Source organism: Streptomyces sp. GQFP (assembly GCF_021545335.1).
In the GTDB taxonomy this organism is placed as follows: domain Bacteria; phylum Actinomycetota; class Actinomycetes; order Streptomycetales; family Streptomycetaceae; genus Streptomyces.
Window position 1 is genome coordinate 7,435,730 of sequence record NZ_CP089312.1, and the last position, 13,364, is coordinate 7,449,093.

10 protein-coding genes are annotated in these 13,364 nt (G+C 69.9%); 6 read left to right on the top strand and 4 right to left on the bottom strand.

The features are described from left to right. Positions 1–62: 62 nt before the first annotated feature. Positions 63–1,082, bottom strand: a complete 1,020-nt coding sequence (locus tag LUX31_RS33705; RefSeq protein WP_235479093.1) for an aspartate-semialdehyde dehydrogenase — start codon at positions 1,080–1,082, stop codon at positions 63–65. Between the two features lie 236 nt (positions 1,083–1,318). Beyond that, the gene (locus LUX31_RS33710; RefSeq protein ID WP_235479094.1) at positions 1,319–2,020 is read right to left on the bottom strand and encodes a TetR/AcrR family transcriptional regulator; all 702 of its coding nucleotides are present in this window, start codon (positions 2,018–2,020) and stop codon (positions 1,319–1,321) included. A gap of 138 nt (positions 2,021–2,158) precedes the next feature. Between LUX31_RS33710 and LUX31_RS33715 the strand changes: the two genes are divergently transcribed. The 4 genes from LUX31_RS33715 (at position 2,159) to LUX31_RS33730 (ending at position 6,619) form a co-directional block, all read left to right on the top strand. Next, the gene (locus tag LUX31_RS33715; RefSeq protein ID WP_235479095.1) at positions 2,159–3,775 is read left to right on the top strand and encodes an aldehyde dehydrogenase family protein; all 1,617 of its coding nucleotides are present in this window, start codon (positions 2,159–2,161) and stop codon (positions 3,773–3,775) included. 62 nt (positions 3,776–3,837) lie between these two features. Continuing rightward, entirely contained in the window at positions 3,838–5,148 is a 1,311-nt protein-coding gene (locus LUX31_RS33720; RefSeq protein ID WP_235479096.1) for an FAD-dependent oxidoreductase, read from the top strand. A gap of 144 nt (positions 5,149–5,292) precedes the next feature. Continuing rightward, complete coding sequence (locus LUX31_RS33725; RefSeq protein ID WP_235479097.1) at positions 5,293–5,823, top strand: RNA polymerase sigma factor; 531 nt, start codon at positions 5,293–5,295, stop codon at positions 5,821–5,823. A gap of 1 nt (position 5,824) precedes the next feature. Beyond that, on the top strand, positions 5,825–6,619 hold the full coding sequence (locus LUX31_RS33730) for a hypothetical protein (protein ID WP_235479098.1): 795 nt from the start codon (positions 5,825–5,827) through the stop codon (positions 6,617–6,619). A 96-nt stretch (positions 6,620–6,715) separates the two neighbouring features. Here the strand turns inward: LUX31_RS33730 and LUX31_RS33735 are convergent, their stop codons facing one another. After that, on the bottom strand, positions 6,716–10,015 hold the full coding sequence (locus tag LUX31_RS33735; RefSeq protein WP_235479099.1) for a S8 family serine peptidase: 3,300 nt from the start codon (positions 10,013–10,015) through the stop codon (positions 6,716–6,718). 281 nt (positions 10,016–10,296) lie between these two features. Here LUX31_RS33735 and LUX31_RS33740 point away from each other — a divergent pair, with 281 nt between their 5' ends. Next, a complete protein-coding gene (locus tag LUX31_RS33740) occupies positions 10,297–10,755 on the top strand; it encodes an NUDIX hydrolase (RefSeq protein WP_235479100.1) in 459 nt (152 codons plus the stop codon). A 244-nt stretch (positions 10,756–10,999) separates the two neighbouring features. Beyond that, positions 11,000–12,766, top strand: coding sequence for a TIGR03767 family metallophosphoesterase (locus LUX31_RS33745; protein WP_235479101.1), 1,767 nt, complete (start codon positions 11,000–11,002; stop codon positions 12,764–12,766). Here LUX31_RS33745 and LUX31_RS33750 read toward each other — a convergent pair. Further along, positions 12,763–13,290, bottom strand: a complete 528-nt coding sequence (locus LUX31_RS33750) for a hypothetical protein (protein ID WP_235479102.1) — start codon at positions 13,288–13,290, stop codon at positions 12,763–12,765. The genes LUX31_RS33745 and LUX31_RS33750 overlap by 4 nt on opposite strands. Positions 13,291–13,364 lie beyond the last annotated feature (74 nt).

Genomic DNA, 13,364 nt, shown 5'->3' on the forward strand with positions numbered 1-13,364 from the left:
ACCGGTGGGCACCCCCCTTGGTCGTACTGGCGGTAGGGCGGCCATTCCTACCGCTGGGGCGGTTACTTACCGCCCAGCTCCGCCGCCACCAGCTCCGCGATCTGTACCGCGTTCAGCGCGGCGCCCTTCCTCAGGTTGTCGTTCGAGACGAAGAACGCCAGCCCGTTCTCCGACGTCTCGTCCACGCGGATGCGGCCCACGAAGGACGGGTCCTGGCCCGCGGCCTGGAGCGGGGTCGGGATGTCCGACAGCACCACACCCGGCGCCGAGGACAGCAGCTCCGTCGCCCGCTCCACCGACAGTGGACGCGCGAACCGCGCGTTCACCTGAAGGGAGTGTCCCGAGAAGACAGGGACGCGGACACATGTGCCCGACACCTTCAGCTCCGGGATCTCCAGGATCTTCCGGGACTCGTTGCGGAGCTTCTGCTCCTCGTCCGTCTCGAACGAACCGTCGTCCACCACATTGCCCGCCAGCGGTACGACGTTGAACGCGATCGGGCGCTTGTACACCCCCGGCTCGGGGAAGTCGACCGCCGAACCGTCGTGCGTCAGCTTGTCCGCGTCCGCGACCACCTTCTGCGCCTGCCCGTGCAGCTCAGCCACACCGGCCACCCCCGACCCGGACACCGCCTGGTAGGTCGCGACGACCAGCGCCTCGAGCCCCGCCTCCGCGTGCAGCGGGCGCAGGGCCGGCATCGCGGCCATCGTCGTGCAGTTCGGGTTGGCGATGATGCCCTTGGGACGGTCGGCGATCGCGTGCGGGTTCACCTCGGAGACGACCAGGGGTACGTCCGGGTCCCGGCGCCAGGCGGACGAGTTGTCGATCACGACAGCGCCCTGCGCAGCGACCTTCTCCGCCAGTGCCTTGGAGGTCGCGCCGCCCGCCGAGAACAGCACGATGTCGAGGCCGGCGTAGTCGGCCGTCGCCGCGTCCTCCACCGTCACACCGTCGAGGACCGACCCCGCCGAGCGGGCGGACGCGAACAGCCGCAGCTCGGTGACCGGGAACTCCCGCTCGACGAGGATCCTGCGCATGACCGTGCCGACCTGACCGGTGGCTCCGACGATTCCGACCCTCACGACGACTCCTTCTGTTGCATGCGTGCGGCTTTTTCCATCATGCGGCCGACCCCGGCCAGCCTGTCCAATTCTTTGCGTGTCATGCCCGAGGTGTGGGACGCGGGTTCCGGGTCGCCGGTGGTGGAACTGCGGTGCCTACCCCGCTGACCTGGAGATATTCGCCCCGCGCGGGCCCCGTACCGCAAGCTGTGCTGCCCGGCGCGGCGGTGTGACGTACACCTCTGAGGGGATGCCCGTCAGGGCGAGTCGGCCCCGTCCGTCGCGTCGGCTGTCTCCGCGATGAGCCCCTGGAGGAAGGTCGCGATCGCGGCCTCGAAAGCCTCGGCGAAGGCCGGGTGCATGAACGCCAGGCTCGCGTCGGCCTGGAAGGCGGCGAGCAGCGAGGGGGCCGGACGGCTGCGGGTCCACAGGGCGCCGACGAGGATGATGACCATGTGCGCGGCGCGCAGCGCCCGTTCGTCGTCGAGTTCGGGGAGCAGGTCGCGGAGCTGCTCGGCGAGCCAGCGGATGGCGTCGCGCGAGGCCCTCTTGTACCTGGTCGCGACCTCGACGGAGATGTTGTGCTCCAGGATCGCGTGCTGCACGCTCAGCAGCTCGCACAGCATGGGGTGGGCGGCGAACGTCGCGGCCAGCCGTGCCGCGACCTGGCGTGTTCTCACCGGAGCCGGTGCGGACGGGTCGGCCCACTCGGCGAACGTCCCGGCGGTCTCGGCCCGGTAGCGGGCCGCCGCCTCGGAGAGCAGGTCCAGCAGCACCGCCTCGCGCGACTCGAAGTAGAGCGTCACGGCGGACTTCGACAGCCCGACCCGGCGGCTGAGCTCGTTGAGGCTCACCGCCGCGACCGGCATCTCGTCCAGCATCCCGGCCGCGGTGTCCAGGATGCTCTGCCGCCGTACCGCGCGCTGCTCCTCGCTGCGTGCGCGATGGAAGGTTGTCACCCCGCGAGGATAGTCGACCGCCGGTCCATTGACTGTGGACCGTCGGTACATTAATTTCAATGTACCGCCGGTCCAGTATCTGTCCCGGCGGCTTGTGCCGTCACCGACACCGAGAGAAACCGAGAGAAGGGGTACGCCATGAAGGCCACGGAGGCTGTCGACTGGGTCGACCCGGCCCGCTGGCGGGCCACGCCGGCGGCGGAGCGGCTGAGGCTGCTCCGCCTGGTCCAGGCGAACATCGACCGGCACTTCGACGAACTGGTGGCGGCGGACTGCCGTGCGAAGGGCATCGACCCCGCGAACCCGGCCGACGCCCACCAGGTGGGCACGAGCGTGCAGCGCGTCCTGGTGCCGCTCCCCTCGAACGTCGCGGCCGCCATCGACCTGTACGAGGGCCTGGTCCGCGGCCGACCGCTCCAGCCGCTCGCGGTCACCCCTGTCGGAGACGGCCGCTTCGACATCCGGGTCTCCCCGCGGGGGAGGGACCGCCTGCTGGGCGGCGACCGAACCGACGTACTGCGCGTCGTCGGCGAGCCTCGCCGGGTGGACCCCTACGCGAAGCCCGGCGGCATCGTCGCCGTGCTCGGGGCGGGGAACGTCGCGTCGTCGTTCGAGATGATCCGGGCCCTCTTCGTCGACGGCTACGTGGCCGTCCACAAGCCCCACCCCCTCAACGAGGACGCCGACCGGGTGTGGGAGAAGGTCCTGCAACCGCTCGTCGACGTCCACGCGGCCGCCTTCTGCCCGGCCGACGAAGGGCCCGCCCTGACCCGCGACCCCCGCCTCTCGAAGATCTACTTCACCGGTGGGACCGGCTCCGCCAAGGCGATCATGAAGACCGTCGAGACGGAGGCCACCGGCACCGAGCTGGTCTCCGAGTGCGGCGGCAACAACCCCTGCGTCATCGTTCCCGGCGACCGTCCGTGGACCGAGCGGGAGATCCGCCACCAGGCGCTCCAGATCGCCACCATCGTCACGATCAGCGGCGGCTCGATCTGCGGCCGTACGCAGACCCTGGTGACGAGCCGGCACTGGCCGCAGCGGCGGCAGCTCCTGGACGCGATCACCGTCGCCCTGCGGGACCTCACGCCCGGCTCCAGCACCAGCTACCCCGGGGTCGAGGAGACCTTCGCGGCCTTCCGCGACGCCTATCCGGGCGGGCGGATCGTCCAGCCCGTGGACGGCCGCCCCGCTTCCCACGTCATGGTGATCGAGGACGTCGGCACCGAGGGATTCGCCCTCGAGAACGAGGCGTTCTGCCAGGTCATGAGCGAGGTCGCGCTCGACGTCGCGCCCGACGCCGGGACGTTCCTGCCCGCCGCCGTGGAGTTCGCCAACGAGAAGCTCCTCGGCACCCTCGCCGCGACGATCCTCATCGACGAGGACACCAAGAAGGCCCACGCGGCCACCGTCGACCGCGCGGTCACGGAACTCCGCTACGGCGCCATCGGCGTCAACACGATGCCGCCGGTGGTGTGGACGAACCCCTACCTCATCTGGGGCGGGAACGAGGAGGGCCGCGAGTTCGTCTCCGGCCGCGGCAACTTCGGCAACCTCCTGGGATACGAGAACGCCGAGAAGTCGATCGTCGTCAGCGGCTTCACCTCGCCGGGCCACCTGATCATGACGAGCAAGCGGGGCTGGCTCGACCTGTCGACGCGCTTCGCCCGGTACGCCGTACGCCCCACCTGGCCACGGCTGTTCGCCCTCGCCTTCGCCGCGACGCGCGCGGGTTTCCGCCGCGCCGGTTCCTGACGCCCCCCGCCGTCGGCCGCTTCCACGCAGAAAACGAGAAACCAGAAAGAAGGGCAATTCACATGGGGACATCGATTCATGGACGCGCCGTGGTGATCGGGGCCTCGCTCGCGGGACTTCTCACCGCGCGGGCCCTGCACGAGACCTTCGAAGAGGTCGTCCTGCTCGATCGCGACACGTTGCCGGAGCGGTCGGAGCCGCGCCGCGGGGTGCCGCAGGGCGGCCACGTACACGGGCTGCTGACGCGCGGTATGCGGGAGATGGACGAGATGTTCGAGGGGCTGTCGGCCGAGCTGATCGGCCTCGGCGCGCCGGCCTTCGACGTGCAGGACGAGATGCACTGGTGGGTGGACGGGCGGCCGCTGGCCACCGGGCCCTCCGGCCTGATCGGGCTGGGAGCCGGACGACCGTTACTCGAACTGGCGATCCGGCGCCGGGTCGCCGCGCTGCCGAACGTGGAGATACGTCCGGAGGCCGCCGTCACCGAACTGGTGACGACGCCGGACGGCGGAAGGGTCGTCGGCGTGCGGGCGGTCGCCGCCGGTGAGGAGATCACCATCGGCGACGCGGACGTGGTGGTGGACGCTTCCGGGCGCGGCTCGCGCACCCGCCACTGGCTCGGCCGGCTCGGCTACCCGGAGGTCGAGGAGCAGCGGATCGAGACCCAGGTGACCTATGTGACGCGCCGTTACCGACGTACGCCGGACCAGCTCGACGGCCGGTACGGCACCGCCGTCGCCGCCTACCCCGGACGTACGCGCGGTGGTTTCGCCCTCGCGCAGGAGGACGACGCCTGGGCCCTCAACATCAGTGGCCTGTTCGGTGAGGTCCCGCCGATGGACCACGACGGCATGGTCGCGTGGGCGGCGGAACTGGACTGCCAGGACGTCGCCACGCTCCTGCGCACCTCCGCCCCGCTCGGCGACCCGGTGAAGATGCGCTACCCGGCGAGCACCCGGTGGCGCTACGACCGGATGAGCCGTTTCCCGGCCGGCTTCCTGGTCACCGGCGACGCGATGTGCTCGTTCAACCCGGTCTACGGCCAGGGCATGACCGTGGCCGCGCTGGAGGCGACCATCCTCGGCCGCCTGCTGAAGGACGGCTCCGAGGACATGGCCGACCGGTTCTTCACCGAGTCGGCGGCTGTCATCGACGTACCGTGGACCACGGTCGCGGCCAATGACCTGCGCTTCCCGGACACGGTCGGCGACCGATCCGCACTCGACCCGGAACCGGGCGCCTACCTGGACCGCCTGCGCACCGCCGCGGTCGCGGATCCGGTGCTGGCCGGCGCGTTTCTCCGGGTCGTCCAGCTGATGGACACACCGGCGGCCCTCTTCGAGCCCGACATCGCCGCCCGCGTGCCGGCCTGACCGGGACCGGTCCGTCGCGTACCCGCGCCCGTGGCCGCGCTTCGGTGTCCCCCGTACCGCCCTCTGAAAAATTTCTCCACGCCGCACCGAACGTTTCCGGCGCCCTCGGCGTCGTAGGAGAAACGCGGCGAGGGGGAGGGTGCTGTGCTGCGCAGAAAGGCCCGGCGCGTCCAGGAGGACGAACACGGCGACCCGCTGGATCCGGTGCAGGAGCGCCGGGTCCGTGCGGTGCTCGCGCTCGGCGGCGTGCCGCAGGCGGACCTGCTGGACGGGGTACAGCAGGTACGTCTGCGGCTGCTGGAGCGGACCGCGAGCGGGCGTGAGGCGCCGCGTGACGTCTCGGCGTGGGTGGCGGTCGTGGCCTCCAACCTCGCCATGGACTGGCACCGGGCCAAGCGCCGCCAGGAACGGCTGGGGGAGCGGCTCGCGTCGCTGCGCCAGCCGGTGGCCCACCCCTCCGGCGAGGAGACGAGCCTGCTCTCCCTCGCCGTCGCCCGAGGCCTTGACGAACTGCCCGATCCCCAGCGCCAGGTACTGGTGCTGCGCTTCTACGCCGATCTGCCGGTACGCGGGATCGCCGAGGAGCTGGGCATCCCGGAGGGCACGGTCAAGAGCAGGCTGCACGCGGCGGTACGGGCTTTGCGCACCCGCCTGCACGAGGACGAGGTGGTGTGACGTGGCCGCCGAATACGACGGCGTGGACGCCCTGATGGCCGCGCTGACCGACGATCCGCTGCCCGAAGAGGCCCTCACGGACGCCGACTTCATGGCCGAGCACTGGTCGGCGGCGGCCGATGTGGCGCTGCTGCGCGAGCAGTTGGGGCTCATCGGGGGCGCGCTGGCGACGACGCGGGAGCGCACGGAGGCAGAGGCGGAGACGGAGGCGGAGGGCGTGCGGAAGCCGGTCCCCGCCCGGGTTCCCGTACGGCAGCGGCCTTACTGGCGTCCGCTGCGCTCCCTTGCCCTCGGCGTCGCCGCGGTGACCGCCGCGGGGTCTCTGGTCACGGGCGCGGGGTGGCTCCTGTCGCAGGCCGGAGGCGGGGCCGACGACTCGGGCTCGGGCTCGTCGTCGGTCGCCGACAGCGAAAGGAGCGCGAGCAGCGCCGCCGGCGGGGACATGCCGGAGCCGGAGAGCCTGCACGCGATGAGCTCGCCGGGATACCTGGCCTGTTCCCGCCTGGTCGTCGAGGGCACGGTCACCGCCGTCACCCCCGAGGTCGGCACCGGCCGGGACCGGATCACCCTACGCGTGACCCGCTACTACAAGCCGGACAAGGGTCCCGCCGAGGTGACGTACCTGATGGACCGGGACGCACGCCCCCGGCCGGTCGTGGGCGGCCCCATGCTGATCGCCATCCGGAAGGGCGCGGAGGCCCCCGCCCTCTGGGACACCGACGAGAGGCAGATCGCCGCCGAACGGGCCGCGATCACGGCCGCGCTGCCGAAATCGCGCACCCTCCAGTGCGACTGAACCGCGAGGGGACGGCTGGGGAACCGAAAGGGGCGGGCGCCCGGTACCAGGTACCGGACGCCCGCCCCCCATCACCTCACCGTAGGAACTCAGGAACTACGGCGTGACCTTCTCGATCTTCACGTTGCCGATGCCGGCGACCGTGCCGTGCGCGTTCACCAGGGACACCTGGCCGAAGAACTCACGGCCCTCCGGGGCGAGCGCCGAGGCGACGATGTTGCCGGAGACGGTCGTCGAGGCGCCCGTCGCGAGCTTCACCGGGGTGTCGGCGACCTGGATGGAGCCCAGGGCGGACGAGTAGAAGACGTCCTGGTAGTCGTACGCGGTCGTGCCGGCCGGGATCGCGTAGCCCACGACCTGGACGGTGTACGTACCGGCGGCGGGCGAGGCGATGGAGACCGCCTCCTCCGAGTCGCCGTCGGCGGAGAGGGCGACCTCGTTGCCGTCCGCGTCGTACACGTACAGGTCGAGGTCGGCGGCCGTGTCCGAGACGTTGCCGATGGAGACGTCCAGGGAGGCGGCGCCCTCGGGCACCTCGACCGTGGTGGTCTGGACGGCCTGGTCCTCGATGCTCGGACGGGCGTTCAGGGCCGAGCCGAGCGGACCGCCGGCCAGCTTGCCGTCGACCGCGGCGAGGTCGTTCGTCACCTTCCAGGAGGCGGCGATCGGCGTGCCGACCTTGGCCTCGGGGACGGTCACGACGTCCGGGTCGAAGGTGGCGCCCAGGACGGTGGCGTCCAGCTTGTACGGGTTGTCGAGCAGCGGCGACGTACGGCGCGACTCGACCTCGATCTCCCAGACACCGGGCTGCGGGTCCGGGTACGAACGTACGTCGGGCGCGCAGCCGTTGGTGTTCGGGTAGTTGCTGTAGCAGTACGGCGTGCCCGTGTCCTCGACCGCGACACCGTACGGGTGGATCGAGATGAAGCGGGTCTGGCTGGTGGCGGCCAGGCCGCTGATCGCGACCTCGAGGGTCTTGGCGCCCTCGGGCACGGTCACGAAGTAGGACTGGGTGCTGTTGCGCTGCACCGAACCCGACGCGGAGAACGTGTACTTGAGCGGCTTCGAGACCACGACCGTGGTCATGATCTGCTTGTCGACGCCCACGGTCGTCGGGTCGTCGACCTCGAGGATCGCGCTCTTGATGCCGGCCGTGGCCGACTTCGCGGCGACCTTGACGGTGACCGGCTTGTTCAGCTCCAGCTTGACCTCGGGCTTGCCGACGATCTTGAAGGTGTCACCGGCGTTGTTCGCGAAGCTCAGCTCGTGCCGGACCGCCTTCGCGGGACCGGACGTACGCGTCACGGTGATCTCGTACGACTTCTTGACGCCGGCCTTGAGGCCGCCCTCGCGGTCGTACAGACCGGTGCCGAAGCCCGGGGTCTTCAGCGCGAAGTCGATCGCGGTGTCGACCGGGGCCTTCACGGTGTAGTCGTGGGCGGTGGCGCCGGCCTTGATGGCCTTCCACGCGTCCACGATGTTGATGCGGCCCGCGCCCTCCTCGTACGCCTGCACACCACTGATGTGGTCGGCGGTCGAGGTCAGGGCCGTGCGGAGGTTGGCCGGGGAGAGGGCGAAGCCCTTCTCCTTGGCGGCCGACAGCAGCAGCGCGGAGGCACCGGCGGCCTGCGGCGACGACATCGAGGTGCCCTGGAGCATCGAGTAGCCGGCCGGGAGCGTGTAGCCGGCCTGGGCGACCGGGGCGCCCGGCAGCCAGGTCTGCGTGGTGTTGATCGCGGCGCCGGGCGCGGTGATCGTCGGCGTGAAGCCGCCGTCCTCACGCGGACCGCGCGAGGAGAACGGCATCATGGCGTACTTCTTCGCCACGGCCGAGCCGTAGTTGGCCGCCCAGGTCTCCTTGGAGATGGCCGCGCCGACCGAGATGACCTTGTCGGCCAGACCGGGGTCGCCGATGGTGTTGGCGCCCGGACCGGAGTTGCCGGCCGAGATCACCAGCTGCACGCCGTACGTGTCGATGAGCCGCGTGTACAGCTCGGCGCGCGCGTTGTTGCCGTCGTTCAGCGCCGGGAGGCCGCCGATCGACATGTTGACGATGTCGACGCCACGGTTGACGACGAGGTCGATCATGCCCTCGGTGAGCGCCACGTTGGTGCAGCTCGGGCCGAAGACGCAGGCGCGCGAGGAGACGAGCTTCGCGCCGGGGGCGGCGCCGTTCATCTTGCCGCCGAACAGGCTGTTCGCGGCGGTGATGCCGGCGACGTGGGTGCCGTGCTCGCTGCTGATGAGACCGATGTTGGCGAAGTCGGCCGTCTTGCCGACCCAGTCACCGCCGTACGGGTCCATCGGGACGTCCTTGCGGATCTCCACGACGAAGGGCTGGCGCTCGACGACATCGGTGGCCGGGTTGTCGGTACCGAAGTAGCCGATCTGGTAGCCGTCCTTGTACGGCTTCATCGGCGTGTCGTCGGTGAAGTCGTTGTTGCCGTTGACATCGACGGTGACCGTGCCGGCCGCGGCGTCGTAGAGCACGCCCCACGTGTCGGTGGTGTCGCCGTCGCGGTTCACGTCACCGGCGGCGTCGCCGCCCGCGGTCGCGGACTCGCGGAACAGGTTCACCTGGTAGTTGCCCGCGGGCGCGGTCCACGTCTTGCCACCGAAGGTGAAGGTGGGTCCGGCGACCGGGGTCACCATGGCCCGCCAGCTGGCGTCGCCGTCCAGGATGGGGTCGGTCGACGTCACCCAGTCGACGATCTTGCGCTCGCCGGTGGTGGTCTTCTGCAGCGCGGGGTGCGCCAGGTCGATACCGGAGTCGAGGATGCCGATGGTGATGCCGCGGCCGTCCGCCTTCGGGTTCTTCTGCACGAATTCGACGGCGCCCGTCTCGAAGGACGGGTTGTACGGGTTCACCGCGGGGGTGTTCTTGTCGGGCGCCGCGTAAGTGGTGGTGGCACTCGCCTGGGGGGCGGAGGCGGTGTCGGCACTCGGCGACGGGTCGTCCAGCGGGATGTCCTGGCGCAGGTCGATGCCGTGCACGGAGGACAGCTTCGCGGCGGCGGAGATGGCCGAGTCGGCCTTCCCCATGGGGACGGTGGCGCGGACGTACCCGAGCTTGTCGTAGGTACGGCCGACGGAGCCGCCCTTGACCGCGTCCAGCTGCTCGGCGACCTGCTCGGTCTGCCCCGGCGCGGTGGCGATCATCATCGTGACGCTCTTGGCGCCGTCGGCCTTGGCCTCGGCGAGCAGATCGGCGTCGGAGGAACCGAGCTTGTCGTGCGCCGACTTGACGGAACCGTCGGCCGGAAGGGCATCGGTCGCGGAGAAGGCCATGGGTATGGGCCCGGCCGCGGAGAGAGCGGCCACCAGTCCGGCGGCCACGGTTATGCGCGCCACTCGTCTCGCGCCCGAGATCGGTTCGCGCTGAGGGGTGAGGGTCATCGGCATCCCTTGTAGGTAAAGGAGCGTGCGTAGGTGTAGGGGCGTGCGTTGGGCGGCCGAGTTGATCGACCTTGGCCAAGAGGGTCCGGAATTGAGAGGCCGGACGATCACATAGCTTTACGTAAGGGACGGATGTTTGGGGATGGTTGACCGAAACTATATGAACGAGTGGGGAAAACCCGCGATCCGCTTTGGCTGGATGCGGTCCGAATCGCGATGCTTCGTACCCGACGTCGAAAAATCCACCTGAACCCTCCCGCCCTGCACGCTAACGTCCCCCTATGCGCAAGACGTTGAGGGTCGCCGCGTACGCCGTTGTCGTCCGGGACGGACAGATCCTGCTCGCCCGCAGCCCCGACGGCCAGGGCGGCCACGAGTGGGTGCTGCCGGGCGGCGGCATGGAGCACGGAGAGGACCCGTACGACACGGTCCGCCGTGAGCTGATGGAGGAGACCGGCTACCGCATCGACGTGACGGGCCTGCTGGGCATCGACTCCTTCCGCCACACCTCCACCCACCGCTGGAGCCGCCCGGAGGACCACCAGGGACTGCGCCTGGTCTACGAAGGCCAGGTCACCGGCGGCGAACTGCGCCCGGAGACGAACGGCTCCACCGACCTGGCCGCCTGGCACGAGATGGACGCCGTGGACGGGCTGACGAAGGTCCGGATGGTGGACATCGGGCTGGAACTGTGGCTGGAGCGGCCGGTCACGGGGCGGGCGGCGAAGGCCGGCGGCTAGCCCTCGGGAACAGGTTCAGTACCCCGTCAGATGAACACGGAGTGACCGACTCCGGGCCGTTCGCCGTGCGGTCGTGAACGGGCGAGGGGGCCCAAGATCCACGTACGGTGATCGGCGTCGCGCGTTGCAGCCTTGTTCACACGCAGGTCATTCCCGATGCCAAGCATCCAGAGTGAGCGGGACGTTCGCGACTGCGATCACCCGTGACCACTTCCGACGCGTTCGCACTCGGGGAGATCGCGCCATGTCGCGCACACGCTCTGTCGCCAGCTCCACGCTGGGCGTCCATCGACGTACGGTACTCGCCGCGGCCGGGGCGGTGTCCGTCTCGGCGGGCGTCGGCTACGCGCTGCGGCCCAGTGACAGCCAGGCCGCGACGGCGGCCACCGCGGCCGAGTCCGCCGAGGGGCCGGTGGCCGTGTCCCGCCAGGCGGCACCGGCCGCGCTCGCCCCCTTCACCCGGGGCACCACGCTCAACACCGTCTCCGCGCCCCTCGGCGCGGGCGCCTACCGCCGACTGGGCGACGGCCCGGCGTGGGGCCGGGTGGTCCGTACGGAGCTGGCGTCGCCGAACGCCACCCGGGCCGCCCGCCGGACCACGATGGCGGCCTTCGTCCAGTTCACGGACCTGCATCTGACCGACGTACAGCACCCGTTGCGCCAGGAGTTCATGCGCTCGGCCGACATCCACGCCTGGCGCCCGCACGAGGCGCTGTCGGTCCAGGGCGCGATCTCGCTCGTGGAGCGGATCAACGCGCTGCGCGGAGCCCCGGTGACCGGCTCCCCGCTGCACTTCGTGATGACGACCGGCGACAACACGGACAACAACGCGCGGTCCGAGCTGGAATGGTTCATGAAGGTGATGAGCGGCGGCCGGATGACGCCGAACACGGGCGACCCGCGCCAGTACGAGGGCGTCCAGAACAGCGGCCTCCCGCTGTACTGGCAGCCCGACACGACCACCCGCGACACCGACAAACAACACGGCTTCCCGCACATCGAGGGCTTCCTCGAAGCGGCGATCCGCGAGGTCCGCAGCCCCGGCCTGAACCTGCCCTGGTACTCGACGGTCGGCAACCACGACTCCCTTCCCATGGGCTGCTACGCCTCCCACAGCGACCCGTTCCTGACCGACTACGCGGTCGGCGGCAAGAAGCTGATGGAGATGTCGGCGGCCCGCAGCAAGGCCCTCCAGGCCGAGATCAGGAGCTCGGACGACCCGAAGGGCATCCACTTCCGGGAACTGATCCAGGCCCACACACGCGACCTGCGCTCGGTCACTCCGGACGAGAAGAGGGCCCCGTTCACGAGGGCGGAGTACCTGAAGGCACACCTGGACCCGGCGTACGCGGGGGTGGGTCCAGTGGGCCACGGCTACTCAACAGCCAACCTGGACGCGGGAACCCAGTACTACACCTTCCGCATCTCGGACGACGTGATCGGCATCAGCATCGACACGACGGACCCGGGCGGCCACTACCAGGGCTCGATCGGCTCGGCCCAACTGCGCTGGCTGGACCGCACGTTGCGCGAGAACGCCGACTCGTACGCGATCGTCTTCAGCCACCACACCAGCGAGTCGATGACCAACACGCACAGGGACCCGGCCCACCCGAACGAACGCCGCCACGACGGAGCGGACGTAGTGGCGTTGCTGGGCAGCCACAGCAACGTCCTGGCCTGGGTGAACGGCCACATCCACCGCAACGTCATCACCCCGCACTCGGCCCCCGACGGCCGTTCGTTCTGGGAGATCTCGACGGCGTCGCACATCGACTTCCCCCAACTGGCCCGCGTGATCGAGCTGACGGACAACAAGGACGGCACGATCTCGCTGTTCACGACCTTGGTGGAATCGGCGGCCCCCCACGCGACGGACTACGCGGACCTGTCCCAGACGGGCCTGGCGGCGCTGTACCGGGAGCTGTCGTTCAATGCGCCGGGGGCGCGGATGGATCTGTCGGGGGAGGCGGGGGATCGGAATGTGGAGTTGGTGTTGAAGAAGGGCTAGAGCTGAACGGCAGGATCAATGGATCTCACCACGTGACCACCTGCGGGCCCTCCATTGCATCTCCAGACCGCCGTCTCACGGAGATAATCCACGTGCAGGCCGAAGGTGTGGCTGCTGCAGGTGGGCCAGACCGTGGCGTAATAATCCATGACGAATTCCTGCACCCCTTCCGCCACGACACCCAGAACCTCCGCCCAATCCGGTGTCGAGACTTCACCGGAATTGAAGCTGACCACGCCGACCGGCCCGTATTTCGGGTCGCGAGAATAATTGACGTAGGCGAATTCCTCCCCGGAAATCCTTTTCCCCGTCTCGTCGAACACCGACTTTTCGACCGTCTCGAAGGCCGACCTCGCCATGGAGAAGGTTCGCGTGGTCCAGAGCTCACAGAACTCTGCTTCCGCGATCTCTCCAAGTTCTCCGTACAGCTCGGCTATCCACGTCAGTACCTCTTCCGGGAGCTGCTCCCCGTGCCGCCAGACCGCTCGCAGCATCCTGTCCTGCCAGTCCGAGAAGTTGGACATCCTCGCTGCCTTCCGATGTGCAATGAAAGCCGGGGGAGAAGTGGCTGTCCACTTCTCCCCCGGCGGTGATCAAC

What these genes read in the sequence shown, in the direction of transcription:
- LUX31_RS33715 (WP_235479095.1), top strand. Translation starts at nt 2,159, where the DNA reads ATGAAGGCCACGGAGGCTGTCGACTGGGTCGACCCGGCCCGCTGGCGG.
- LUX31_RS33720 (WP_235479096.1), top strand. Translation starts at nt 3,838, where the DNA reads ATGGGGACATCGATTCATGGACGCGCCGTGGTGATCGGGGCCTCGCTC.
- LUX31_RS33735 (WP_235479099.1), bottom strand. Translation starts at nt 10,015, where the DNA reads ATGACCCTCACCCCTCAGCGCGAACCGATCTCGGGCGCGAGACGAGTG.
- LUX31_RS33740 (WP_235479100.1), top strand. Translation starts at nt 10,297, where the DNA reads ATGCGCAAGACGTTGAGGGTCGCCGCGTACGCCGTTGTCGTCCGGGAC.
- LUX31_RS33745 (WP_235479101.1), top strand. Translation starts at nt 11,000, where the DNA reads ATGTCGCGCACACGCTCTGTCGCCAGCTCCACGCTGGGCGTCCATCGA.
- LUX31_RS33750 (WP_235479102.1), bottom strand. Translation starts at nt 13,290, where the DNA reads ATGTCCAACTTCTCGGACTGGCAGGACAGGATGCTGCGAGCGGTCTGG.